Source organism: Hoeflea sp. BAL378, from assembly GCF_000759435.1.
Lineage (GTDB): Bacteria > Pseudomonadota > Alphaproteobacteria > Rhizobiales > Rhizobiaceae > Hoeflea.
The window spans coordinates 18,719-44,224 of the sequence record NZ_JRJG01000001.1 but is presented as its reverse complement, the minus strand read 5'-3'; the positions used below and the strand labels follow the sequence as shown (position 1 = coordinate 44,224).

Sequence of the window (25,506 nt, the reverse complement as noted above, 5' to 3'; positions counted from 1 at the left end):
AGGAAGAAGACATGACACTTGATGAACTCATCGCGGGTTTCCGCACAGCCGCAACGGCCTCGGTGGCCGACGCGGTCGACAAGGTGACCGGAAAGACCGGCTTCCTGCCCGAAGCCTTCAAGCCGCGCATCAACGAAAGGAAGATCGTCGGCCCGGCGGTCACCATCCTCGAAGGCCCGACCGCCGAATTCCTGCCGCCGCAGCATGCCATCGACGCGATCGACGAGGCGGACGCCGGCTCGGTGATCGTGATTTCGACCAACGGCACCACCGATGTGGCGCTGTGGGGCGGGCTGATGACGGCCGGCGCGGTGGCCAACAAGCACGAGGCCGCCCTGCTGGATGGCGGCCTGCGCGACATCGTCGAGATCCGGCGCGACTATGACTTCCCGGTCTATTCGCGCTGCGTGTCGCCCGGAACCACGCTCGGTCGGATCCGCACGCTCGCGTCCAATGTCGAAGTGGCGATCGGCGGCATCATCGTCAAGCCGGGCGACATCATCGTCGGCGACATCGACGGCGTGGTCCGCGTGCCGCGCGAACAGGCCGAAGAGGTGCTCGCCATGGCGCTGGAAATCGATGCGCGCGAAGCCGAGCAGGCCCGCCTGATCATCGCCTCCGGGTCGCTCCGGGACGGGCTCGCCAAATACGGCCGCATCTGAAACCGAACAAGCCCCGCAGGCTGCCCCGGCAGCCTGCGGGGGCAAGAAGAGAAGAGGAAGACCATGCCCACTGACATACTCTGCCTTGGCGAACCGATGCTCGAGTTCAATCAGCAGCCGGGCGGCAGCTATCTGCCGGGCCATGGCGGGGACACATCGAACTGCGCCATCTCGGCCGCGCGCCAGGGCGCCCGCGTCGGCTATCTCACCCATATCGGCGCCGACACGTTCGGCAATTCCTTCATGGAGCTGTGGGCTGGGGAAGGCATCGACACCTCGACGGTCAGACAGGTCGCGGATGCCCATACCGGCGTCTATTTCGTCACTCACGGTCCGAACGGGCACGAATTCAGCTATCTGCGGGCGGGGTCGGCAAGCAGCCGGATGAGGCCCGAAGACCTGCCGCAGGACGCGCTCAAGGCAACCCGGATCCTGCATGTGTCGGGAATCAGCCAGGGCATTTCGGCGACCGCCGCCGATACGGTGTTTGCGGCCATCGAGAATGTCCGTTCGGCGGGCGGCAAGGTCTCCTACGACACCAATCTCAGGCTCAAGCTCTGGCCGCTGCCGCGCGCCCGCGCGGTGATCCACGCCGCCATGGCGCAATGCGACATCGCCCTCCCCGGGCTTGACGACGCGCGCCAGCTCACGGGTCTCGAAAAGCCCGACGACATCGCCGACTTCTACCTCCGCCTGGGCGCAGGCATCGTCGCGTTGACGCTCGGGGAAGAAGGCACGCTGGTCGCAACCGGCGACGAACGCCGCCGCATCCGCGGACGCCGGGTCAAGGCGGTGGACGCCACCGCCGCCGGCGACACCTTCGACGGGGCCTTCCTGGCGCGGCTGGTCGCGGGCGACGATCCGTTTGCCGCGGCCCGCTACGCCAATGCGGCAGCCGCCCTGTCGACGCAGGGCTACGGCGCCGTGGCGCCGATCCCCCGGGCGGCGGCGGTCGAGGCCTTTCTGAACGAGGATGATGCATGAGACAGGCGGTGGTTATCGGCGGAACGCGCGGCATCGGCGCCGGCATTGCCGACGCGCTGGCGCAGGCCGGATGGAACGTCCATTGCACCGGCGTCGGCGAGGATGAGGTCGCGGGCTTCCGGGCCGGCCACCCGCAGGCGAAAGCCTCCGTGCTCGATGTCCGCGACACCGCCGCCGTGCAGGCCTTCTTCGCCGGCATCGAGCGGCTGGACGGCCTGGTCAATTGCGCGGGCATCCTCGATCGCGGCGGCGAATACGACATCGCCACCTTCGAAAAGGTCATCGACATCAACCTCACCGGCACCATGCGCACCTGCGTTTCGGCGCATCCCTTGCTGGCCGCGAGCGGCGGCGGCATCGTCAACACGGCCTCGATGCTGAGCTATTTCGGCGGCCCCCTCGTGCCGGCCTATTCGGCGTCGAAAGGCGGCGTCGCCCAACTGACAAAGGCGCTTGCCGGCAGATGGGCCGGGGACGGCATCCGCGTCAACGCCATCGCACCCGGCTGGATCGAGACCGAAATGACCACCGCGTTGCGCGCCGATCCCGATCGCAACAAGCCCATCCTGGCGCGCACACCGCAAGGGCGCTGGGGCAAACCCTCCGAAGTCGGCGCCCTGGTCGCCTGGCTGTTATCCGAACAGGCCTCCTTCGTGACCGGCAGCATCTATCCGGTCGATGGCGGCTACTCAGCGATGTAAGGACCCCGATATGCCCGTTGAAGAGAACGATTCAGACGCCCGGATGCCCTATCAGTTGCCATTTCCCGCAGAAGCGCTGCCGGAGATCGTCATTCCGGACGCGGTGCCCAGGGATGAGCGGATCTGGGTGCCGCAAGCCGAGAACGTCTGGTTCCGGCCGCTCTGCCTCAACCGCTCGCAGGGCTACTGGATGAACCTGCTCAAGGTCCGAAAATCCGGCGTACTGTCGCGGCACCGCCACCCCCAGGCGGTCCATGGCTGGGTTCTCAAGGGGCGCTGGCACTATCTCGAGCACGACTGGGTGGCCGAAGAAGGCGGCTATGTCTACGAGCCGCCGGGCGAGACCCACACGCTTGTGGTGCCGGAGGGCGTCGAGGAGATGATCACCTATTTCCAGGTCAACGGCGTCATGCTCTATGTCGACCCCTACGGCAAGACCATGGGTTTCGAGGACGTCTTCACCAAGATCGACCTGTGCCGCAAGCACTACGAAGCGGTGGGTCTCGGCGCCGACTACGTGGATCAGTTCATCCGCTGAGCCGCCAAGTCGACGCCCCAAGCGCCACTGGACACCGGCCTGGTCGAGAGGCCTGCCGCGGAAGTGATGGAGGTGGCGCCCCTAACCGCGCCCGCACGCCGGAAAAGACGCGAACCTTTCCGGCGCACCGGCGTTGGGCCAGTCACGCAAGCAAACCAGAGTGACTGCCATGAACGCGCCAAAGCCCGACCCCGAGACCGAGGAACGGCAGACCCGGGCCCTGAGCCATGTTCTCGACGTGTTGGAGGCGTCCGCCGAAGGCGACAGCATCAGGGTCGAGGATGTGATCGCGCGGCTCGGCCGGCAGTCCTTCGCCTCGCTGATGCTGGTGTTCTCGCTGATCTCCACATCGCCGGCGAGCGCCATCCCCGGCATCACCGCGACGGTGGCGGCGATCGTCTTTATCCTCGTGGTGCAGATGATCATCGGACGGACATCGGTCTGGCTGCCGGGCTTCATCACCCGACGGCCGATGTCCACGGCCAAACTCTCCAAGGGCATCGCCTGGCTGCGCAAACCGGTGCATGTCGTCGAGCGCTATCTCAAGCCGCGCCTGACATTCCTGTTTCACCGGCCCTGGCGCTGGCTCCCGCTGGTCCTGCTGCTGGGGCTGACGGTGGTCATGCCATTCATGGAATTCATCCCGACTTCGGGCTCCATCGCCTCGGCGGTGATCGCGCTGTTTGCCGCCGGCTATCTCACCCGCGACGGGGGCCTGGTGCTCGTCTCGCTTGTCCTGCTGTTGGCCGCGCCGCTGGCGTTCCTCTATCTCGGCCCGGGCCTCTGACGAGAAATTCGCGGCGCTGGGGATCAAATTCGCGCCGCTGGGGATCGCACTGCAACGCGTGGCCGGGCGCCCGGGTCACGGACCCGGGTCACAGGACTGCCGAGCGAACCTCAGACGAAGGGCGTTTCGGTGCGTTTTTCGCGGGCTTCGGCGATGTCTTCCCGCGGGATCGACGTCTTGACGTGATTCTTCCTGTCGCGACGGGTGCGGACCATCGAAAACAGGATCAAGCCGACCGCGATCGCGAACGTGGTCATGGCAAGAATGAAAACCCAGTTTGGTTCGGCCATGGCAATCTCCTTTGTGCGAGCCTGCCAGACAACGACGGCCATCGCCGAAAGTTCCGCTCCGGCCGGCCGCGCCGCTTCCCGCGCACCGCCAGTACCGGTTGCAGGGAGTTCAGGTTTGCCCGCCTTCAGGCCATTTCAGGTCCGGTTGAGCAGACGGAACGTGCCCGAGGCGCGCGCCACCACCAGGCCGGTCTCGTCCTCGACATGGCCTTCGGAAAAGTAGATCGTCTTGCCACCGCCGACGCGCCGGCCCTCGGCGATCAGCATCCTTCCCTTGGGCACGGCGAGGAAGCTGATGTTGAGATTGAGCGTGACCGCAGGGCGGAAGTCGTTGGGCGAGCCGTCATAGACGCCCGCGGCGCCGAGCGCGGCGTCGAGCAGGCCGCTGTGAACCCCGCCATGGGGCACCATCGCCCGGTTCATGTGTTGCGGCCCGAGATCGAGTTCGAAGCGGACATAGCCCTCTCGGAACGCGGTCTTGCGAAAGCCGATCAGGTCCTGGAAGCCATAGGCGCTAGTGAAGCCGCCGGTGTGCTCGGGTCGGTCAGTCATGGTCCGTCGGCCTCAGGCTCAGGGTGCGGGCGGCGCGCAGCAGGCGCTCGGCGCGGGTTTCCATCAGCTCTTCGGCGCTGTTGAGAAAGGCCACGCCGCCGACATTGAGCGCGAAGATCCGGTCGCCTTCCACCGGCACGATCGGCGCGGCGATGCCGTTGATCTCCTTGCGCCATTCGCTGAACGAGGTGCAGAATCCGTAGGCCGCGAAATCCGCCCGCGCCCGCGCCAGCCCGTGGACGAAGCCGGCGCGCTCCTCGTCGGACCGCGCGCGGTCGCAGGCGCGCTTGAGAAGCGCCTCGCTGTCCTGCTCTGGCATCCCCATCAGCAGCGCCCGGCCGATGGAGGTGGAGAACAGCGGCACCTGGGCGCCGAGATAGAAGGCCGTCAGGATCGCCGAAGGTGCGCGGTGGGTAACCAGATAGACCGCCGAAAGATCGTGCCGCTCGGCGATGGCCGCGGCGACATTGGGGTTGCCTCCGGCGCAGAGGTCGCGCAGCTCGACCTCGGCCCGGTCCTTCATGTCTGTGGAGGCCAGCGCCCCGAAGCCGAGCCGCAGCACGCCCGGCCCCAGCCGGTACAGGCCGCCCGGCGCGGACTGCACCAGATAGCCTAGCTTGCACAGGGTATAGGTCAGCCGCGTCACGGTGGCCTTGGGCAGGCCGGTGCGTTCGACGAATGTGTGGTTGGACAGCTCCACCTCGTTCTTGCGGAAGCTGCTGAGCAGATCCAGGCCCCGCGCCAGCGCGGTGACGAATTTCGGATCGGCGGCGTCGTCGTCGGGATCGATTGTCATTGCAGCTCCGGTCCGTCGGTCATCGCCGGCGCCGCGGTCGTCGCCCCGGCCCGCGGCCGGATGGAGACCGTGTCGCGGCTGATCCAGCCACCGCAATGATCGCAGCAGAAGCGACCGCGCACCAGTTCCCCGCAGGCATGGATGCGCAGCTCCGGCGGCGGCTGCCCGTCATTGCACCAGCGGTCCCCCCAATCGGCGATGCTCAGCAGCAGCGGATAGAACTCGTCGGCCTTGGGCAGCACCGAATAGACCTGCTTGCGGCCGTCGCGGCTTTCCTCGACCAGGCCGAGATGCCGCAGCTTCTCCAGCCGGCCGCGGACGACGGAGAGGCCGAGGTCGAGGTCCTCGGCAATCGCCGTGAGATGCCTGCCGGACTGGAACAGCGCATACAGGATCTCGTTGCAGGCGATGTCTCCCACCAGCGACGCCGCCACCATCGTCTCCGCGCCCGCGTCTCCGGCGGCGGTCACCGCGGCGTCGTTGCGGCGCGACAGCCGGTCGCGCGGTTCGCCGTCGAACTGCAGCGGCTGGGTGCGTTCGACCGTGACGGTCCGGCTGGTGGCCGCATTGCGGCAATGGGTGCAGCGGTAGGTGGCGCTGATGCGCTGGCCGCAGGTCCGGTGGACCATCTCGAAGGGCAGCACGCTCACGTCGCGCGGATTGGCCTCGTGCCACAGCCAGACCGAATACATCGCGTCCTGCAGGTCGAAGGCCTTGGCCGTCAGCCAGTATTCGAGCGTGCTGTGGGTGGGGCTGACCTGGCGGCGATACATCATCTGCTCATGGCACAGATGCGCGAGCCTGAGCGACAGGGTCTGCTTGGGAATGTTGAGCCGCCGTTGGAAGCCGCTGAAGCGGCGTTCGCCATTGTAGGCGTCCTTGAGAATCAGCATCGTCCAGGGATCGCCGAGTATCCGCAGCGCCCGCCGCAACGACGTGGTCGGAGGCCCGGTCCGGGCCGCCTTGTCGGCATTGATCTCATTCACATGGCCACCTCTGCCGCACAGCCAACCACGACGGTCGCGCCGGCGCAACAGGGCGGCGCGATCGGGCTCGGCCGCGGGCGCGTCACGCAGGCCTCCTCACGCGCCCCAGATCTCGGATCCATCCACCCATGTCGTGTGGAAGCCGATGCTGATCCGCCGCGGAATCTTCACCTTGGCGATCGGCGCGGTGATATCGGCGGCATCGAAGATCAGGCAATAGGACTGCCAGTCATTGCTGTCGGTCGTGAACATCACCGGGTAGGCCCTGGTCTCGTCCTTCAGGCCCTGCTGCCCATGGGCAGCGGCGACCGGCGCTTCCGAGCCGTAGACGCCGTCGCCATAGTCGTAGCGCTGCGTCTGTCCGGTCTCGAGATCGTAGCGCAGCAGGCCGTTGAAGGTCTGGCAACGCCCCTCGAGCGAGCCTTCGCGCGGCACCGGGATGATCTGGTTGAAGCTGTAGCGGGTCTTGCGCCCGGTCATGTGCGAATTGATCGTGGGAAACTCGGTGTTGGTCTCGTCGATCATGCCCTCGCGGGTGGCGCCGGTCTTCACGTTGAACGACCAGCGGTACATCACGTGGCTGCGGCGGCGATAGGCCATCATCGAGGCCAGGTGGTGGTCGCGGGCGTCCTTCTGCGGCATCGGGTCGTCCTGGCGGCAGCCGATCATGTGCACCCAGTCGCCCTCTTCCCAGGAGTTGGAGATGTGCAGGATGTAGCAGGGCTCGGCCTCGAACCACTGAACCCTGTCGCTGCGCCCGAAACGATCGATCAGGCCGAAGCGTGCCGGCTGGTCGCGGTGGAAGCCCATGACGCGGCGGTTGTGCGCCTTGAGGATGTCGACATCGTGGTAGAACGGCAGGTCGTGCAGGATGGCGTAGTTTTCCGTGAGCCCCATATCGTGCGGCGACCGCGGGCCGCCGAGATCGATGTCGATGTCGAATTTCAGCCTGCCCTCGGCGTCGGCCATCCCGTAGCTCATGTAGGGCGGCTCGTCCTGGTAGTTGAAGAAGAACAGTTCGCCGGTGTTCGGGTCGGTCTTGGAATGGGCCGAGAGGCTGTGCTTGAGCTTGCCGTGAAGCGTCTCGCGGCCGGTCGTCTCGAGCGTCAGCGGATCGACTCGGTAGGGATCGCCCGCCATGTGCCACAGCGACAGGAGATGGCCGTTGTAATAGATCACGTCGGTGTTCGATACGTCCTTGATCGGCGAGCCGGGAAGCCGGAAATCATAGGGTCCGGCAATGCCCGGCCAGATCGCCTTACCCGCCTTCTCCTCCACCAGGAAGGCGCCGCTGCGCAGATATCGCTGCCGGAACGTCGCCTTGCCGTCGCGGAAATAGATCGCCCGGAGCTGCGCGTCGCCGTCGTAGTAGTGATATTTGCTGTTGACCGGCTCGAAGCGCTGCGACGGCCCGTTCATCACATAGGCGCCGCACAGGTCCGCGGGGATCTCGCCCTCCACCTCCAGGTCCTCGGCGTCATATTCCACGTCGCTGGGCGCGAAGGCGCCGTGCAGATACGGGTGATCATATCCCTTGATCCAGTCCGGCGCGTCCGGCGGCGGCGTTCCGTCGGGCGCGACCATCCGTACATTGGCCGCGGTCACCATCAGGGGAGTGTCGTGGGACATCACTGCGTTCCTTTTGTATATTACTAGACCAAATTGGTCGAATATGCCGACTTTGTCAAGCCGGAGCCGGATCGGCCGGCCACGGACACGCCGCTGCCACACGGAATTCTGGTCGCATCGGGGGCCGCAACTTCCCCGATTTGCCCCTTTGGCGCAGCAATAAACGCTCAGCAGCCAACGACTCCCGCCTAGCTTGTTCCGTCAAGCGAAACTCCGTACTAATTTTTGAACACCGCCTTGACCCTTGGAATTTTCTGGTCTAGCAATTTCTCCATAGGGAGGATTTGCCGATGCCGCGCCTGCTGTGCCTGCCGGGATTGCTTTGCACGCCGGACGTTTTCGCCGGCGTCCTGGAGTATGCCGACACCGATTCGGTCGCGCTCGCGCTGCCCGACAGCGACAGCTTCGAGGACATCGCCTCCTCCCTCGTGTCGACCCTGCCCGACCGCGCCGTGCTCGTCGGCATGTCGATGGGCGGCTATCTCGCCTTGGAGATCGCCCGGCGCGCGCCCGACCGCGTCGCCGGCCTCGTGCTGATCGGATGCACCGCCGCGGCCGACAGCGAGAGGGCCGCAGCCCAGCGCGGCAAGGTCGTCGCCTGGGCGCGGCGCGAGGGCATCGAAGAACTCGCCACCTCCATCTGCAACAGCCTGCTCGGTCCCGCCAGCCGCGACAATGCCGAGCTGCGCGCGACTGTCGCCCGCATGGCCCGCAGCCAGGGGCTCGATGTCTTCGCGCGCCACCAGGCGGCGCTTGCCGGACGGCCGGACAATTCCGCCAGCCTCCCCGCCATCACTTGCCCGGTGCTGGTGATGGCCGGCGCCGACGACACGGTGACGCCGCCCTCCGTCGGTCGCGACCTGGCCGATCGTCTGCCGCGGGGCCGCTTCGTCGAGATCGAAGGCGCCGGCCATCTGGCCGTGATCGAGCGCCCCGCTGTCGTGGCCGCGCATCTCAATGCGTTCATGCGCCATGACATGACGACGGGAGCCGCCGCGCAATGACCATCCGCGAGCACCTGTCCCGCCTGCGCCTGCCGGTCATCGCCGCGCCGATGTTTCTGGTCTCGTCGCCGGAGCTTGTCATCGCCTGCTGCCGCGCCGGCATCGTCGGCAGTTTCCCCGCCCCCAATCTGCGCACCAGCGAGGAGCTGGGCGAGTGGATGCAGACCATCCGCGACGGCGTGGAGGCCCCGGCCGACAGTACCTGGCCCGTGGCCCCCTGGGCGGTCAACCTCGTCACCCACTCCACCTCGCCGCGCCTGCCCTCCGACCTCGAGCAGGTGGCGAGGCACCGGCCGCCGGTGGTGATCACGGCGCTCGGCAGCCCGAAGCCGGTAATCCCCACCGTTCGCGCCTATGGTGGACTGGTCTTCGCCGACGTGACCTCGGTCGAGCTCGCCCGCAAGGCGGCGGAAGCCGGTGTCGACGGCCTGGTGCTGGTCTGTTCGGGCGCGGGCGGACACACCGGCGATCTCAGCCCGCTCGTGTTCGTCGAGCGCGTGCGGCAGTTCTTCGACGGCTACATCGCGCTGGCCGGCGCCATCAACACTGGCGAGGCGGTGCTGGCGGCGCAGGTGCTGGGCGCCGATTTCGGCTATATCGGCACGGCCTTCATCCCCGCCTCGGAAAGCCTGGCGTCCGACGAGTACCGCCGGATGCTGATGGAGTGCGGCCCCACCGATCTCATCGTCACCCGGGCCTTCACCGGCGCGCGCGCCAGCATGCTCAAGCCGTCGATCGTCAATCAGGGGCTTGACCCGGCCGAACTGGAGTTCAAGGTCGCGCGGATGAATTTCACCGGCCGCAAGGATGAGAAGGTCAAGCCCTGGAGCGGCATCTGGGGCGCCGGCCAGGGGCTGGGCCGGATCGACCGGATCGAGCCCGCGGCTGCCATCGTCGAGAGATTGTCTGGGGAATACCAGGCCGCCCGAACCCGCGTGGCGGCGCTGTGCGCATGAGCCTGTTTCCGCCCCACCTCGCCGCCCGTTACCGCGCCTCCGGCCACTGGGGCGACGTTACCATCCCCGCTATGTTCAAGGCGACCTACCTGCGCGCGCCGGGACGCCTGGGCCTCGTTGACCCGCCCGATCGCGCGGAGGTGTTCGAAGGCGCGCCCAGGCGTCTCACCTATGGCGAGATGGCCGCGGAGGTCGACCGCTACGCCGCCATCCTGCAGGGCCATGGCCTCGGGCCGGGGTCGCTGGTGGCGACGCAGCTTCCCAATATCTCCGAACTGGTGCTGATCTATCTCGCCGTCTCGCAGATCGGCGCGGTGCTGAGCCCGATCTCCGTCGCCTATCGCGGCGCGGAGCTGCGCGGCATGGCCGAGATCGCCGATTTCGACGCCTATATCTCCGTCGGCCGGATGCGCGGCAAGGCCTATTACGCCGAACGGATGGAGGCGCTCGCCCCCGGCACGATCCTTCTCGGCCTGGGCGAGGGCCTGCCGGCCTCCGTCACCCGGATCGACACCGCCCGCGCCGACACCCCGCCAACCCCGCTCGACCTCGACGCGGATTCGCTGTTCGCGGTGTTCTGGACCTCCGGCACGGAAGGCCTGCCGAAAGCCGTGCCCAAGACCCACAACAACATGATGGCGAGTTCGCTCGGCGCCTGGCGCATTCTGGGCCTCCCCGACGGCGCCAACATCCTGGCGCCCTTTCCCTTCGTCAACGCGGCGGCGATGGGCGGACTGATGATGTGCTGGATGCGCACCGCCGGCGCGATGATCCTGCACCATCCTTTCGACGTTACGACCTTCATCGACCAGCTCAAGACCGAGGACATCGCCTACACGATGGTGGCGCCGACGGTGCTGGTCTACCTGCGCGACAAGGCCGCCGATCCGGATCTGCATCCGGCGCTGCACCGGCTGCACGCCATCGGCACCGGCTCGGCCCCGCCCGATCCCGAGGTCTTCGCCTTCTTCGACGCTAAATTCGACATTCCGGTGCTCAACTTCTTCGGCTCGAACGAGGGCGTGCAGCTCTGCTCCTCGCCATCGCAGGTGAACGACCCGCGCAAGCGCGCGAGCTTCTTTCCGCGCGAGGGCGACGAAGGCTGGGCGGACCGCCCCGACACGCTCACGGCCAATGGCGGCACCTTCAAGCTGGTCGATCCGCTGACCGGCGCAACCCTCACCGCGCCGGGCGACACGGGTGAAATGCACATTCGCGGCCCCGCCCTGATGCCCGGCTATTTCAGCCGCGAGGGCCTGCGCCGCGACCGGATCGACGCCCACGGCTTCTTCGCCACCGGCGACCTGTTCCAGATCTCCGACTGCGGCACCCTGATCCGCTTCCACGCCCGCTCCCGGGAGCTGATCGTCCGCGGCGGCATGAAGATCTCGCCGGTCGAGCTCGACGGGCTGCTGTCGGCCCTGCCCGGGGTCCGCGAGGTCGCCGTCGCCGCCTATCCCGACCAGGAGATGGGCGAGAAGGTCTGCCTGTTCGCCGCGCTCGAGCCCGGCGCGGACCTCGATCTCGACGCCGTCAAGACATTCTGCAACGCCCACCAGATCGCCAAGTTCAAATGGCCCGAACGGCTGATCCTGGTGGACTCCCTGCCCCGCACGCCGCTGGCCAAGCTCGACCGCAAGGCGCTCACCCGGCGTCTGGCCGAACAAGAGGAGGCTCATCATGCCTGATCCCGTCTACATCCTTGGGGGCGCGCAGACCGACTTCGCCCGCAACTGGCACCGCGAGGATCTCGGCATCGACGCGATGTTGGCGGAGGTGCTCACCAAGGGGCTCGAATCCACCCGGCTCGAGGCGCGCGACATAAAGAGCGTGCACGTCACCAACTTCACCGCGGAGCTGTTCTGCAACCAGGGTCAGCTCGGCGGCATCGTGGCCTCGCTTCACCCGGACCTGTCGGGCGTGCCCACCAGCCGTCACGAGGCCGCCTGCGCCTCGGGCTCGATGGGCATCCTCGCGGCAAGCGCCGAGGTCGAGGCCGGGCGCTACGACCTGGTCTGCGTGCTGGGCGTGGAATACATGCGCAACGTGCCGGGCCAGCGGGCCGCCGAATATCTGGGAGCCGCGGCCTGGGCCGGCCGGGAATGGACCGAGGCCACCTATGTCTGGCCCGCGGCCTTCGCCGACCTGATCGACGCCTATTCCGAAAAATACGGCTATGTGAACTACGATCACCTGGGCGAGATCGCCCGGATCAACTACGCCAACGCGAAGCGCAATCCGAACGCGCAGACCCGCAAGTGGGAGTTCGGCGAGCGGAGCTTCAGGGAAGACGACGACGCCAATCCGGTGATCGAGGGCCGCGTGCGCCGCAACGACTGCGGCCAGGTGACCGACGGCGCGGCGGTGATCTTCCTCGCCTCCGAGGCCCGCGCGCGTGACTACGCCGAAAGCCGCGGCCTCAAGCTGTCCGACCTCGCCCGGATCGACGGCTGGGGCCACCGCACCGCGCCGATGCTGTTTGCCGACAAGCTGCGCGAAAGCCGCAACACGCGCTTCGTGCTGCCGCAGGTGCATCAGACGATCCGCGAATGCTTCCACCGCGCCGGCATCGACAATGCCTTTCAGCTCGACGCGATCGAAACCCATGACTGCTTCGCGATGACCGAATACGCCGCCATCGACTGCTTCGGCATCACCGAGCCAGGCGAATCCTGGAAGGCGGTCGAGGCCGGCGTGATCGCCGCCGACGGCAGGCTGCCGATCAACCCGTCGGGCGGACTGATCGGCCTCGGCCATCCGGTCGGCGCCACCGGCGTACGGATGATGCTCGACGGGTTCCGGCAGGTCACGGGCCGGGCCGAGGAGTGCCAGGTCGAGGGCGCGCGACGCGTCGGCCTGCTCAACATCGGCGGCTCGACCACCACCATCGCGTCCTTCGTCGTCGGCCGCGGCGCATGAGGACCCGTGGCGCCACCCGCGGAAGCGCGCCGCTCGGGCCGGGCTAGGCTTTTCATAGCAATGATTTCAACACCAGGGAGGAAACCATGTTGAACAGATACCTTAAACATGCACTTGCAGGCGCCGTCCTGGCGATCGGCGTCACCGGGGCCCAGGCCAAGGACCTCGCGTTTTCGGTCTTCGTGCCGGCCGCCTCGCCCACCGTGTCCGCCGTCTACCAGCCGTGGGTCGACTGGTTCAACGAGAAGGCAGCACCCTACGATGTCGCCATCAAGCTCTATGCCGGCGGCACGCTGGGCAGCAGCCCGCTGGCGCAGGCGCAGATGGTGGCCGACGGCGTGGCCGACATGGCGCTGACGGTTCCCTCCTACACGCCGGGCGTCTACCCGGATTTCGACATGTTCGAGCTGCCGGGCTACATCGGCAACGTCAAGGAAGGCTCGCTCGCCGCCCTCGAACTGCATCAGGAAGGCATGCTCAAGGGCTATGAGGACTATTATGTCGTCGCCATCTACACGTCGGATGCCTACATGCTGCATTCCAAGCCGCCGATCGCCTCGTTCGACGACATTTCGGGCAAGCGGTTTCGCGTCGCCGGCAAGATCCAGACGGCGGTGATCGAGTCGCTCGGCGGCGTGGCGCAGAATGCCTCCGCCGGCGAGATGGCCGAGGCCATCGACCGTGGCCTGCTCGACGGCGCGCTGACCGACGCCTCGGTCGCCAAGACCTTCCGCGTCGCCGATGTCGCCACCAACCATTACGCCGCCAAGCTCGGCGTGCTGGTCTTCACCATCGTCATGAACCGCGGCGTCTATGACGGCCTGCCGGCCGAGGTGAAGGAGCTTCTGGCGCAAAGCGGCCAGATCATCGCCGACAACCAGATCGCCTCCTACGGATCGGCCATCGACCGCAATCTCGCGGACTGGGAAGCCAGCCCCGACCACACGCTGGTGCAGCCCTCCGAGGAGGATCTGGCGCGCATCAAGCAGGCCGTCTCGCCGGTGATCGACATGGTCGCCGCCGCCGCGACGCCTGGACTGCTCGACAAGTTTCAGGCCAAGCTGGACGAGATCCGCGCACGCTGAGGCTCAAGGACCGCAGGGGCCGGGCATCACCCCGGCCCCTGCGGCGGTTCACAAGGGGCGAGAAGATGAGAAAGCTGGAACGGGCCTTCCTGTTGATGTCGCGCGCAGCGGCGATGCTTGGCGTGTTGTTCCTGTTGCTGATCGCCGGCATGTCGGTGGTCGACATCCTGGTGCGGGAACTCACCGGACGGCCGATCCAGGGCGCCCAGGATCTGGCCGGGCTTCTCACCATCATCATCATCGCCTCGTCGTTTCCGGCCGGCCTTCTGGAGCGCCGCCAGATCAAGGTCACGGTGCTGGGCAGCTTCCTGTCGGAGCGCATGAACCAGGCGCTGGAGATCCTCGGAGCGGTGCTGACCGGCGCGATGTTCGTCTTCATCGCCTATTTCGTCACGCTCCACGCCATCCGCGTGAGCGACAGCAACCAGGTCACCATGGTGCTCAGCATGGCGATCGGCCCGTGGTGGTGGATCGCCAGCATCTGTTTCTGGGCCTGCATTCCGGCCCAGCTTTTCGTCGTCATCGCCGAGATCCTCGGCCATCAGTCGCTCCATCCACAGGACTAAGCCATGGATCCCTCAACCATCGGCCTGCTCGGCATGGGGCTCATGCTCCTGCTCATCTTCATCCACGTGCCCATCGGCGTGGCGATGGGCGTGGCGGGCGTAGCGACCTTCGGGCTGATCCGCGGCAGTTTCGGCCCGGCCCTGTCGCTGTTCGGAACCGAGACGATCAGCAAGGTCGCGAGCCTCGAGCTCTCGGTCATCCCGCTGTTCCTGCTGATGGGGGCGTTCGCGACCTTCGGCGGCCTGTCGGCCGATCTCTACCGGATCGCCTATGCCTTCATCGGCCACGTCCGCGGCGGGCTGGCGGTCGCCACCATCGGCGGCTGCGCCGGCTTCGGGGCGATCTGCGGCTCGTCCATCGCCACCGCCACCACCATGACCCGGGTCGCCCTGCCCGAGATGATGAGCCGCAACTATTCCGAACGCCTCGCCACCGGCTCGATCGCCGCCGGCGGCACGCTCGGCATGCTGATCCCGCCCTCGATCATCCTGGTGCTCTACGGCGTGCTGACCGAGCAGTTCGTCAAGACGCTGTTCGTGGCGGCGCTGATCCCCGCGGTCCTGGCCGTGAGCCTGCACATCGCCACGATCCTGATCCTGGTGCGCCGCAATCCCGCGCTCGCGCCCGAGGGCGACGTGCTGCCCTGGTCGGAAGGCTGGAAGGCGCTCAAGAACGGCTGGGCTGCGCTGGTGCTGATGGTCGTGGTCACTGGCGGCATCTATGCCGGCATCTTTTCCGTCAACGAATCGGCCGCCGTGGGCGCGTTCATGGCTTTCCTCATTGCCGTCCTGCGCCGGCGCCTGACCCTGCGCGGATTCTGGAACGCGCTGCGCGACACGGCGGCCACCACCTCGATGATCTATCTGATGATCATCGGCGCCTCGATCTTCACCTATGCGGTGACGCTGTCGGGTCTGCCGGAGATCATCGTCAACGGCATCCGCGACACCGGCCTTCCGGGCATCTGGGTCGTGCTGCTGCTGATGGTGATGTACCTGATCCTGGGCGCCATCTTCGACACGATCTCGTCGATGGTCATCACCATCCCCTTCGTCTTCCCGCTGATCCTGAGCTACGGCTACGATCCGATCTGGTGGGGCATTCTCACCGTCATGGTGATCGAGATCGGCATGATCACCCCGCCCATCGGCATGAACGTCTTCGTCATGAAGGCGATGCTGCCCGACACCAAGCTGAGCACGATCTATGCCGGCGTCGGCCCGTTCATCCTCGCCGACCTCGTGCGTTTGGGCATCCTGATCGCGTTTCCGGCCCTGTCGCTGGTCCTGGTCGACTGGTGGGCGCTGCCGCGCTGACGCCGGCAGGGCGGTGCAGGCGGCAAGGCCATGCGCCTCGGCCCCCGGCGCCCCTCAGCCCCGGTGTCCGCGCGCGAGCACGCCGCCGGTGGCGGGTTCGCTGACACCGGTGGTGCCGGGATAGGTGAGCGCCAGGCCCCTGAGCGAGCGGACCGCGAGCCAGGCCCAGGCCTCGGCCTCCATTGCGTCGCCGTTGAGCCCGGCCTCTTCCGCCAGGATCACCTGCCCCGTGTGCCGTGTCGCCACCGTCAGGTCCTCGAAGATCAGCCGGTTGTGGCGCCCGCCGCCGGCCAGGATCCACAGCCTCGGCTTGACCGGCAGATGGTTCTGCGCCGTGGCGATCGCCGCGGCGGTGATGAAGGCCAGCGTCCGCGCGCCGTCCTCCAGGTCCGCCTCCCGATCGTCGGGCAGCGTGAAATCGTTGCGGTCGAGCGAGACCCGCTCTTTGGCGGTGAAGAAGGGAGACGCCAGATAGCGGTTGGCGAGCCCCGCCAGCACCCGGCCCTCGGACGCGATCGCGCCGCCCGCATCGTAGGGGATGCCCGCATGCCGCGACACCCACTGGTCGATCAGCGTGTTGCCCGGTCCGCTGTCGAAGGCCAGCAATGTGCCGTCCTCGCCGATATAGGTGATGTTGGAGATGCCGCCGATATTGACGAAGACGACGGGCTTTTCCGCCGCCCATTCGCCTGTCAGCCCCGCGGCCAGCGCCCGGTGATAGGCCGGGACAAGCGGCGCCCCCTGCCCGCCGTGCGCCATGTCGTTGGCGCGCAGATCGTAGACCACGTCGATGCCGAGCCGCGCGGCGAGCCGTTCGCCGTCGCCCAGTTGCACGGTGAGCCCCTGGCGCGGCCGGTGCAGCACCGTCTGGCCGTGAAAGCCGATCACGCCGATGTCGGCGGCAGCCAGTCCCTCGCGCGCCAGGAACGCCTCGACGGCGGCCGCATGCCGGTCGGTCAGCTCGGCTTCCAGCGCGGCGAGATCGCCCGGCCGCTCGCCGCGCTCCGTGATGGCCTTGGCAATTTCCAGCGCCTGCTCCAGCCGCTTGCGGAAGACCGGGTCATAGGGCGTGAAGGAAGAGGCGCCGCGGCGCACGGTCCCGTCCCCGTCGGTGTCGAGCATGGCGAGATCGATGCCGTCCATCGAGGTGCCGCTCATCAGCCCGATTGCCCGCGTGACAGGAGTGTGCCCGGTCATGAAATCCATTCCAGTTCTTCTTGGCCGCGCCTTCCCCTGCGGCCGCAGGCGATCAGGGTCGAGAGCGGCGGTCATGGGCGGCGGCGGGCTCAGGCCCGGCGCCGGCGGCTTTGGTTGAATGCAGGCCGCGCTAGTGCTAAACGCGCCCGCAGGCGGCTGCGTCCTTCCCGCAGCGCCCCGGTCCGTTTGCGGTATTTCCGTCATAATTTCAAGGTCACTGACATGTCAGCTTTCAAGTCCGATTTCCTGCGCACGCTTACAGAACGCGGGTTCATTCACCAGATGTCCGACGAAGCGGGCCTCGATGACCTGTTCCGGACCGAGACCGTCACCGCCTATATCGGCTTCGACCCGACCGCTGCGAGCCTGCATGCCGGCGGCCTGATCCAGATCATGATGCTGTACTGGCTGCAGCAGACCGGCCATCGGCCGATCGCGCTGATGGGCGGCGGCACCGGCATGATCGGCGATCCCTCGTTCAAGGACGAGGCCCGCAAGCTGCTGACGCCGGAGCTGATCGCCGAGAACATCGCCGGCATCAAGACCGTGTTTTCCAATTACCTCAGCTTCGGCGACGGCCCGAAGGATGCGGTGATGGCCGACAACGCCGACTGGCTGATGGGCCTCAACTATGTCGAGTTCCTGCGCGATGTCGGCCGGCACTTCTCGGTCAACCGCATGCTCGCCTTCGACAGCGTCAAGACGCGGCTCGACCGCGACCAGTCGCTGTCGTTCCTCGAGTTCAACTACATGATCCTCCAGGCCTATGATTTCGTCGAGCTCAACAAGCGCTACGGCTGCCGCCTGCAGATGGGCGGCTCCGACCAGTGGGGCAACATCATCAACGGCATCGACCTGGGCCACCGCATGGGCGGGCCGCAGCTCTATGCCCTCACCTCGCCGCTTCTGACCACCTCGTCGGGCGCCAAGATGGGCAAGTCCGCCAATGGCGCGGTCTGGCTCAACGCCGACATGCTCAGCGCCTATGATTTCTGGCAGTACTGGCGCAACTCCGAGGACGCCGATGTCGGCCGTTTCCTCAAGCTCTACACCCCCCTGCCGTTGGACGAGATCCGCCGGCTCGAGGCGCTCGGCGGCGCCGAGATCAACGAGGCCAAGAAAGTGCTCGCCAACGAGGTGACCGCGCTGCTGCATGGCCGCGCCGCCGCCGAGGAGGCCGCCGAAACCGCCCGCAAGACCTTCGAGGAAGGCGCGATCTCGGACAATCTGCCGACCATCTCCGTCGCTGCGTCCGAGCTCGAAGCCGGCGTCGGCCTGCTGGCGCTGTTCGTCCGCGCCGGCCTGGCCGCCTCCAATGGCGAAGCCCGGCGGCAGGTGCAGGGCGGCGCGATCCGGCTCAACGACGAGGCGGTCAGCGATGACAAGACCCTCGTCACCGCGAGCCATCTCAACGAGGACGGCGTCATCAAGCTGTCGATGGGCAAGAAGAAGCACGTCCTGGTGCGGGTGCAGTAAAGCCGGCCGAGACCATCGGGGACGAAAGATCCGCCGGATCATCAAGGTCCGGCGGATTTTTATGGCCGGAACTCGAAGATCGAGCGGAACACGCCCGGCGCGATCGCCGACAGCGGATTGACCTGCAGCAGCGGCGAGCCGGTCTTGCCGGCGAGCCGGAAGGTGATGCCGAACAGGCCGCGGTCCCTGCCATTGCCGAGAAACAGACCGATCACCGGCACTTCCGCGAACAGCCGGTTGATGCCATAGGCCAGCATCACCGTCCCGGTGAGATCCATGTTGCCGTTGGCGTCGTTCACCGTTCCCTGGAACGACGCGCCGATTTCCGGACCGCGCATGACCCCGTCGCTGATCCTGAGTTCGCCATTGCCCGTGACGACCTTGGCGTTGGCCACCTCGAACTGCGCCTTCGACACGTTGACCTCGGCCTTGGCCGCATCCTTGAGGCTACGCCCGTCCTTCTTGCTCGGCGTTGACACCAGCGATTCAAGCCGGGGCTCGCCCACGATGGTGAAATTCCGCACGTCGATCACGCCGCGCCGCATGGGGCCGTCCTTGCGGCTGAGCCTGATGTTGAGGAGCCCGCCCTGGATCCGCGAATAGATCCCGGCAAACCGGGCGAAGGCGCCGGCGTCGCCGCTGGTGATCTCCACCGTTTCGCCGGCACTGCCGCGCGCGACCTTCATCACCAGCGCCTGGTCGTTCCGCGTCACCGCCTTGAAATCCAGCAGATCGATCCGCGCGCCCTGGCCCTTGTAGCTCACGCTGGCGGAGGAGAACCTCTCGTCGGAATAGCCGTGCACCGTGTCGACCTTGCCGGTGACCTCGATCCTGGCGCCGTCCTGCGCCTTGCCAGGGCCGCCCGAGGATTTGGCGAGCGCGATGATCGGGCGCGCGTCGATCGCCTTGCCGCCCAGCTTGACCTGGTAGGCCTTGCCGTTGCCGGTGACCTGCACCCGGTAGTCGTCGCGCGGCGACAGCGCGACCTGATCGAAGGTCGCCGCCGACAGCCGCCCGCCCTTGAGCGTCACCGCGCCGCTGGCCGAAAACCCGTCGCCCGACAGTTTGAGGTCGGTGAGCCTGACCTCGTCGCCCTCCGTCTGCATCGCGAACCGCAAGCTCGCGGCGACGCCCTTGTCCTTGGTCCAGCCGATGCCGGGGACGGTGAGCTTCGCCGGCTTGAGGTCGAGGCTGACGATCTGCCCGCCATCCGCGCCGGCGGTGAGCACGAAGCCGACCGGCCCGGAGATCAGCTCGCCCGTCCCCGGCGCCATCTTCTCCCGCGCCTCGGGGCTCAGCGTGCCCGAAAGTTCCCGCGCGGCCTTGACCGACGATCCGCCCACCGGCTGCAGCACGTCGAGCGTCATCCGCGCCCCGTCGACCAGCGCGTCAGCCTTCAGGACCGCCTGTCGCGGGGTGACCGAGAGGCTGCCGTCCATGTCGGTCAGCATCCGCCCCTCGACCGGCTTGGCGAGATCGACGCCGCTCAGGGTAAGCTCGACCGTCCAGTCGGGCGGCGGCGGCGACTGGTCGGCGATCAGGCCGAACCGCGCCGTCACGACCGAGGAGATGTCGCCGCTGAGCTCCGCCGGCTTGAAGCCGATCTGGTCGAGCGCGTTGATCGGGTGGTAGGTGATCAGTTCGGCCACCGCATCGGCGTTGCCGCTCACGGACATCTTCAGATCCGCCATCAGCGGCTGCTTGTCGGCCTCGGGAATGGAAAAGCTCGCATCCGTGACGTCGACGCTCCGGCCGGTCGGAAAGAAGGCGGTCGCCGAATCGATGGTGAGGCTGACATGCGAGCCCCTGAGGCGCATGTGGCCCTTGGTGTCGCGCAGCGGCGGAATGTCGCCCGCGACATTCATCCGCGCGCGCTCGACATCGAAATCGATCTGCAACTGGTTTTCATTGAAGCTGGCGTCGCCGGTCGCGGAATAATGGCCGGCCGGCGCCGCGAGCTGGATCCGCCCGTTGCTCACGGTGCCGCCATAGAGATTGTCGAGCACCCATGTCCGCGCCATCTTGCCGACCCAGTAGGGCCAGAACTGCTTGACCGCGGCCATCGACATCCGCGGCGCCCGCGCCACCAGGTTGATCTCCGGCGAGATGCCTTCAAAGAAGCGCCAGGAGGCAGATGCGTAGAGATCGCCCTGCGGCGTGGCCAGCGCCAGTTCCTCGGCGACCAGCAGCCGCTCGGCGGCGTCGAACCGTCCCAGCGCCTTGCCGTCGAAGGAGATCGGCGCCTCGTCGGAATCGCCCGGCGCGGCGCGGCCCTTCTTGACGACGAAATCAAAGGCGATGCCCGCGCCCTCGATCTCCTCGATCCTGTCGGCGTCGATCAGCCCGCCGGTGAACGGCAGCACCGTCTCGCCGATCCGGATCACCGAGGGCGTGATCTCGAGCTTGTTCAGAGCCGGCATGTAGACAAGCCTTACCTGGGCGTCGCGCAACTCCGCCTCGACCCCGCCCATGGTGATGGTGCCGTTGGATGTGCTCAGATTGGCCGACAGCGCCGGCAGCGTGTCCGGCCCGCCGCGCGAGGCGCTGAACGAGATCGCCAGCGGCGTCGACACGCCGTTCTGGCGGTCCGCCACCTCTCCGGTCGCGAAGTCGAGGGCGTATCCGTCGATCCGGGCGGCGATTTCGGACAACCCGGTACCGTTGACCGGGCCTTTGGCCGTGGCGGTGACCGTGATGGACTGTCCGGCGCGCAGCAGGTTTGCCTCGATCTCGTAATTCGGCCCGTTGACCCTGCGCACCTCGGCATCGGCGATCACGATCGGCTCGCCCGATCCCGAAATGGTGATGTCGGAGAACCGGAACGACCTGGCCTCGACCGCGTCGATCTGCGCCGCCACCTGGTTCAGCGCCACGAACATCTGCTCGATCATGGCGCCGGTGGCGTCGACCCGGAAACTGGCGAGGTCGGTAAGGTTGAAGCCGTTGCTTTCGGGCGCCGCCAGGCCGACGCCGGCAATATCGACGGAGGTGACCGAGATCTGGCCCGACAGCAGCGCCATCGGATCGAGCCCGATCAGCACGCTCTTGACGGAATTGGCCTCCGAGGCGCCGTCGCGCCGTTTAACCGAGACATCGCGGGCCTCGAGCGCCAGATGTCCGCCGCGCGTCAGCCGCAGCGCCGCCGAGCTCAGTTGCGCCCGGTTTTCGGGTCCGACCGCCTGGGCGAGCGCGCGCTGCGCCCGGTCGCGGACGAATTCATCGGCGATCCCGGCTTCGAGCGCCGCCAGCAGCCCGCCTGCGAGAAGCGCCAGCACCAGGACCGTACCCAGGACCCAGCGCAGCACCGAGACGTGCCAGCGCCGCGGATGATGGCCGCGCACCAGGATCTGGTCGCCGGCGGTGGCTGACGGAAGCTCATTGAGCGCGACGATGTCGCGTTTTCTGAAATGAACCTTGTCAATGGGGTGATCCGGCATGGGCGTGCGCGCGTCAGCTTTCTTTTTCGGTGATTCTATGGACTGCTGCCCTTGCGTTTATATATCGCCCCGGGACAGGGTCACCTGCAACAAATCCATTTCACGATGAAAGGTTTCCATGATGAGCGAACTTGGCGAAGGCATGACAGCGCCGGATTTTGATCTGCCACGTGATGGCGGCGGAAACGTGTCGCTGGCGGGTCAGGCGGGCAAAATCGTCGTCCTCTATTTCTACCCCAAGGACGACACCAGCGGCTGCACCGTCGAGGCCGTGGACTTCACCGCGCTTTCGGACGATTTCGCCAAGGCCGGCACCGTGGTGATCGGCATGTCGCCCGATCCGGTCAAGGCCCATGACAAGTTCATCGCCAAGCACAGCCTCGGCGTGATCCTTGCCTCCGACGAGGACAAGTCGGTGCTCGAGGCCTATGGCGTCTGGACCGAAAAGAGCATGTACGGCCGCACCTATATGGGCGTCGAGCGCTCCACCTTCCTCATCGGCAAGGACGGCAAGATCGCCAGGGTCTGGCGAAAGGTGAAGGTGCCGGGCCACGCCCAGCAGGTGCTCGAAGCGGTCCGGGCGCTGTGAGCCGGGGCCGGTGAACGCCGTTCAGCCGATCCTGTCGCTGCGCGACGGCGCCGCGCGGGCCATCCTCGCGGATGACCTCGACGTCAAGACCGCGCTCGCCCAGGACGTGGCCACCCGCTGGCATGCGCGGCGGCTGTCGCTCAGGTCGCCGCTCGACACGCTGGCGCCGCTCAGGCCCGGCCGCCCGGCAAAGCCCGATCTTGTCTCGCCCACCCAGGTCAAGCGCCGCTCGCTTCATTCCACCCACGGGCGGATCGCGCTGCTGCACGCCATCGCCCATATCGAGCTCAACGCCACCGATCTGGCGCTCGACATCGTCGCCCGCTTCGCCACCGCCCCGATGCCGCAGAGCTTCTTCGACGGCTGGATGCAGGTCGCGTTCGAGGAAGCCAAGCATTTCAACATGGTGCGGGCACGACTTCGCGCGCTCGGTGCGGATTACGGCGACGTGCCCGCCCATGACGGTCTGTGGCAGGCGGCGCACGACACCCGCAACGACCTGACCGCGCGGCTGGCCGTCGTGCCGCTCATCCTCGAGGCCCGGGGCCTCGATGTGACCCCTTCGCTGCGGGTGAAGATGCGGGAGGCCGGCGACGAGGAGAGCGCCGCCGTGCTCGACGTCATCTACGAGGACGAGAAGAAGCACGTCGCCATCGGCGCCAAATGGTTCCGCTTTCTCTGCGCCCGCGAGGGCAAGGATGCGGCCGAGACCTTCCGTCTGCTGGTCAGGGCCAATTTCCGCGGCGCGCCCAAGCCGCCGTTCAACGACCTCGCCCGCGCCGCCGCCGGCCTCACGCCCACCTTCTACCGCACGCTGTCGAGCCAGAACATGTCGTAAAACGCATGAAACCTCGGCTCGGCGGCGCCGGGTCAAATCTTTGTTAACCTTAACAGGGTGTAATCGACCTCGATCAATCAACGGCAACCCGTTCTGACGAGGATTTATTCAGTGTCGCAGAGGCAGGACAGCCGCGTCTTTGGCAAACGGCCAAAACGTTCCCACACCATCATCTTTGCCAGCGGTGACACCATACGGCACATGACGGTCCGCCCGTGGATCGCAGGCCTGTGCATGTCGGTGCTCGGCGTCATGGCCATCGGCTATCTCGCCGCCACCTCCTACCTGGTGCTGCGCGACGACCTGATCGGCGCCTCGATGGCGCGCCAGGCGCGCATGCAGCACGCCTACGAGGACCGCATCGCCGCCCTCCGTTCGCAGGTCGACCGGGTGACCAGCCGGCAGTTGCTCGACCAGCAATTGATGGAGGAAAAGGTCGCCGAACTGATTGCCCGGCAGGATGCGCTGAGCAACCGCCACGGCAAGCTCGGCCCGCTGCTCGACCGCGCCGGCACCATGCCCGCCCATGTTCCCATCCCCGTCGAGAACCCGAACAAGCAGGCCGCCTCCGGCACGCCCAGGACGGGACGCCTTGCGGCTCTCGCCGCCGCGCCCCAGGCCATGGGCGACCCGGTCGGCCTCAACACCAACCCTCTCGCCTTCGCCGCCAGCGCCGGGTCGGCGGGCGCCGAGTCGGTCAGCGAAAGGGCGGACCGGATCTTCTCGACCGTCACCCTGTCGCTCAAGTCGATCGAGCGCGACCAGATCGAACGGATGCAGGGCCTGGCCATCGACGCCTTCGAGACCGCCTCCGAGATCGACGAGATCATCCGCTCGGCAGGGCTCCCCGCGGCGTCCATCGACGACACGGCCGTCGGCGGTCCGTTCGTGCGCCCCAATGATCCCAATGCGTTCGACTCCACCCTCGACGACCTCGATCAGGCGCTCAACCGGCTCGACACCGTCAGGCGCCACGCCCGCAAGCTGCCGATCGGCATTCCCGCCCCGGGCCGCGAGATCACCTCGCAGTTCGGCAACCGCCGGGATCCGTTCCTGGGCCGGCTCGCCTTCCACGGCGGCATCGACTTCCGCACGCCCAGCGGCACGCCGATCCTGAGCTCCGGCGCGGGCGTGGTCACCCATGCCGGCCGCAACGGCGGCTACGGCAAGATGGTCGAGATCGACCACGGCAACGGCATCACCACGCGCTACGCGCATCTGTCGCTGGTCGAGGTCCGGGAGGGCGATCACGTGGAAATGGGCGCCCGCATCGGCAAGTCCGGCTCCACCGGCCGCTCGACCGGTCCCCACCTGCATTATGAAATCCGCCGCAACGGCGACGCCATCGATCCGATGGCCTATCTCAAGGCCGCCCGCAAGCTCGAGCCGCTGATGGTGTCGAACTGACCGCAGGGCGCCGTCAGCCAACGCATCCGCGCGCATGAAAAAGAGGCCGCATCGGCGCGGCCCCCAGCTTCGCTTCCGTTGACCGGTTCGTCGGACCGGTTACAGCACGCCTTCCGGCACAAGCACCTTGTCGATCACGTGGATCACGCCGTTCGAGGTTTCGATATCCGCGGTGACCACCTTGGCGTCGTTGACCATGGCGCCGTTGTCGAGATCGATGGTGACGTTCGAGCCCTGAACGGTGGCGGGCGTCGCGTCATCGACCAGATCGCCCGACATCACCTTGCCGGGAACCACGTGGTAGGTCAGGACCGCAACGAGCTTGTCCTTGTTCTCGGGCTTGAGCAGGTCCTCGACCGTGGTTCCGAGCGCGGCGAAAGCGTCGTCGGTCGGCGCGAACACGGTGAACGGCCCCTCGCCTTTCAGCGTTTCCACGAGACCGGCGGCCTGCACCGCGGCGACCAGCGTGTCGAAGCCGTCGGTCTCGACCGCGGTGTCGACGATGTCCTTGGCGCCCGAATGAGACGCGGCCGTGGCTGCTCCGCCGGCGAGGCCCATGGCGAGCACGGCTGCGGCGAGTGTCTTGATCAGTGTCATATCTGTTCTCCATCTTGTGCAGTCAAAGCCCCCTGCGCACCCTTTCACGCCGCCCGGGCGATCGTGGTTCACCGCGCGGACCGACCGGACGGGGTGAAGGTGATATGTCTCTTTGAACAGGTCCCCGGCCTTGAAATTTTCCATCGGCGCCCCTGCCGTCCGGCGGGTGCGATACCGCAATTCCGGGCTTTTC

The 25,506-nt window shown here is 67.0% G+C and carries 24 protein-coding genes; 16 read left to right on the top strand and 8 right to left on the bottom strand.

The features are described 5' to 3' along the window. Positions 1-11 precede the first annotated feature (11 nt). The 5 genes from LL06_RS00225 (at position 12) to LL06_RS00205 (ending at position 3,672) form a co-directional block, all read left to right on the top strand. Entirely contained in the window at positions 12-662 is a 651-nt protein-coding gene (locus LL06_RS00225; RefSeq protein WP_035520907.1) for an RraA family protein, read from the top strand. A gap of 63 nt (positions 663-725) precedes the next feature. Continuing rightward, on the top strand, positions 726-1,646 hold the full coding sequence (locus LL06_RS00220; RefSeq protein ID WP_035520906.1) for a sugar kinase: 921 nt from the start codon (positions 726-728) through the stop codon (positions 1,644-1,646). Then, a complete protein-coding gene (locus LL06_RS00215; protein WP_035520905.1) occupies positions 1,643-2,347 on the top strand; it encodes an SDR family oxidoreductase in 705 nt (234 codons plus the stop codon). Before LL06_RS00220 ends, LL06_RS00215 begins: the two co-directional genes overlap by 4 nt. A gap of 10 nt (positions 2,348-2,357) precedes the next feature. Further along, on the top strand, positions 2,358-2,885 hold the full coding sequence (locus tag LL06_RS00210) for a 2,4'-dihydroxyacetophenone dioxygenase family protein (RefSeq protein WP_035520904.1): 528 nt from the start codon (positions 2,358-2,360) through the stop codon (positions 2,883-2,885). A 169-nt stretch (positions 2,886-3,054) separates the two neighbouring features. Next, positions 3,055-3,672, top strand: coding sequence for an exopolysaccharide biosynthesis protein (locus LL06_RS00205; protein ID WP_052161043.1), 618 nt, complete (start codon positions 3,055-3,057; stop codon positions 3,670-3,672). 110 nt (positions 3,673-3,782) lie between these two features. On the opposite strand, the gene LL06_RS00200 is transcribed toward LL06_RS00205, so the two are convergent. The 5 genes from LL06_RS00200 to LL06_RS00180 form a co-directional block, all read right to left on the bottom strand. Further along, a complete protein-coding gene (locus LL06_RS00200) occupies positions 3,783-4,004 on the bottom strand; it encodes a hypothetical protein (protein WP_152599424.1) in 222 nt (73 codons plus the stop codon). Between the two features lie 93 nt (positions 4,005-4,097). After that, positions 4,098-4,514 carry a PaaI family thioesterase gene (locus LL06_RS00195; protein WP_035520901.1) on the bottom strand — a complete coding sequence of 139 codons (417 nt, stop codon included), beginning with the start codon at positions 4,512-4,514 and terminating at the stop codon, positions 4,098-4,100. Then, complete coding sequence (locus LL06_RS00190; protein WP_035520899.1) at positions 4,507-5,310, bottom strand: IclR family transcriptional regulator; 804 nt, start codon at positions 5,308-5,310, stop codon at positions 4,507-4,509. Before LL06_RS00190 ends, LL06_RS00195 begins: the two co-directional genes overlap by 8 nt. Next, complete coding sequence (locus tag LL06_RS00185) at positions 5,307-6,296, bottom strand: winged helix-turn-helix transcriptional regulator (protein WP_035520897.1); 990 nt, start codon at positions 6,294-6,296, stop codon at positions 5,307-5,309. Before LL06_RS00185 ends, LL06_RS00190 begins: the two co-directional genes overlap by 4 nt. A gap of 96 nt (positions 6,297-6,392) precedes the next feature. After that, positions 6,393-7,925 (bottom strand): carotenoid oxygenase family protein, encoded by a 1,533-nt coding sequence (locus LL06_RS00180; protein ID WP_035520895.1) that lies wholly within the window; start codon positions 7,923-7,925, stop codon positions 6,393-6,395. 290 nt (positions 7,926-8,215) lie between these two features. Between LL06_RS00180 and LL06_RS00175 the strand changes: the two genes are divergently transcribed. The 7 genes from LL06_RS00175 (at position 8,216) to LL06_RS00145 (ending at position 15,772) form a co-directional block, all read left to right on the top strand. Beyond that, a complete protein-coding gene (locus LL06_RS00175; RefSeq protein WP_035520894.1) occupies positions 8,216-8,929 on the top strand; it encodes an alpha/beta fold hydrolase in 714 nt (237 codons plus the stop codon). Beyond that, positions 8,926-9,885, top strand: a complete 960-nt coding sequence (locus tag LL06_RS00170; protein WP_035520892.1) for a nitronate monooxygenase — start codon at positions 8,926-8,928, stop codon at positions 9,883-9,885. The genes LL06_RS00175 and LL06_RS00170 overlap by 4 nt, the downstream gene beginning before the upstream one ends. Beyond that, positions 9,882-11,573 carry a class I adenylate-forming enzyme family protein gene (locus LL06_RS00165; RefSeq protein ID WP_152599423.1) on the top strand — a complete coding sequence of 564 codons (1,692 nt, stop codon included), beginning with the start codon at positions 9,882-9,884 and terminating at the stop codon, positions 11,571-11,573. The genes LL06_RS00170 and LL06_RS00165 overlap by 4 nt, the downstream gene beginning before the upstream one ends. Continuing rightward, positions 11,566-12,804 (top strand): acetyl-CoA acetyltransferase, encoded by a 1,239-nt coding sequence (locus tag LL06_RS00160; RefSeq protein WP_035520890.1) that lies wholly within the window; start codon positions 11,566-11,568, stop codon positions 12,802-12,804. Before LL06_RS00165 ends, LL06_RS00160 begins: the two co-directional genes overlap by 8 nt. An 89-nt stretch (positions 12,805-12,893) precedes the next feature. Continuing rightward, positions 12,894-13,889: a TRAP transporter substrate-binding protein gene (locus LL06_RS00155; RefSeq protein ID WP_035520888.1), complete on the top strand. Its 996-nt coding sequence runs from the start codon at positions 12,894-12,896 to the stop codon at positions 13,887-13,889. Positions 13,890-13,954: 65 nt separating this feature from the next. Beyond that, a complete protein-coding gene (locus LL06_RS00150) occupies positions 13,955-14,455 on the top strand; it encodes a TRAP transporter small permease subunit (RefSeq protein WP_081963549.1) in 501 nt (166 codons plus the stop codon). A gap of 3 nt (positions 14,456-14,458) precedes the next feature. Continuing rightward, positions 14,459-15,772, top strand: a complete 1,314-nt coding sequence (locus LL06_RS00145; protein ID WP_035520884.1) for a TRAP transporter large permease — start codon at positions 14,459-14,461, stop codon at positions 15,770-15,772. A gap of 54 nt (positions 15,773-15,826) precedes the next feature. Here the strand turns inward: LL06_RS00145 and LL06_RS00140 are convergent, their stop codons facing one another. Beyond that, entirely contained in the window at positions 15,827-16,969 is a 1,143-nt protein-coding gene (locus tag LL06_RS00140; RefSeq protein WP_035521004.1) for an anhydro-N-acetylmuramic acid kinase, read from the bottom strand. Between the two features lie 222 nt (positions 16,970-17,191). Between LL06_RS00140 and tyrS the strand changes: the two genes are divergently transcribed. Then, complete coding sequence (gene tyrS, locus LL06_RS00135; protein ID WP_035520882.1) at positions 17,192-18,445, top strand: tyrosine--tRNA ligase; 1,254 nt, start codon at positions 17,192-17,194, stop codon at positions 18,443-18,445. A 59-nt stretch (positions 18,446-18,504) separates the two neighbouring features. On the opposite strand, the gene LL06_RS00130 is transcribed toward tyrS, so the two are convergent. After that, positions 18,505-21,882, bottom strand: a complete 3,378-nt coding sequence (locus tag LL06_RS00130) for a DUF3971 domain-containing protein (protein WP_035520880.1) — start codon at positions 21,880-21,882, stop codon at positions 18,505-18,507. A 121-nt stretch (positions 21,883-22,003) separates the two neighbouring features. On the opposite strand from LL06_RS00130, the gene LL06_RS00125 reads away from it, so the two are divergent. The 3 genes from LL06_RS00125 to LL06_RS00115 all read left to right on the top strand — a co-directional run bounded on the left by LL06_RS00125 (position 22,004) and on the right by LL06_RS00115 (position 24,716). Beyond that, a complete protein-coding gene (locus LL06_RS00125) occupies positions 22,004-22,471 on the top strand; it encodes a peroxiredoxin (RefSeq protein WP_035521002.1) in 468 nt (155 codons plus the stop codon). A 10-nt stretch (positions 22,472-22,481) separates the two neighbouring features. After that, positions 22,482-23,309, top strand: a complete 828-nt coding sequence (locus LL06_RS00120) for a ferritin-like domain-containing protein (protein ID WP_035520878.1) — start codon at positions 22,482-22,484, stop codon at positions 23,307-23,309. A 111-nt stretch (positions 23,310-23,420) separates the two neighbouring features. Next, positions 23,421-24,716, top strand: coding sequence for a M23 family metallopeptidase (locus LL06_RS00115; RefSeq protein WP_035520876.1), 1,296 nt, complete (start codon positions 23,421-23,423; stop codon positions 24,714-24,716). 99 nt (positions 24,717-24,815) lie between these two features. Here LL06_RS00115 and LL06_RS00110 read toward each other — a convergent pair whose 3' ends face one another. Next, complete coding sequence (locus tag LL06_RS00110) at positions 24,816-25,313, bottom strand: fasciclin domain-containing protein (protein ID WP_035520875.1); 498 nt, start codon at positions 25,311-25,313, stop codon at positions 24,816-24,818. Positions 25,314-25,506 lie beyond the last annotated feature (193 nt).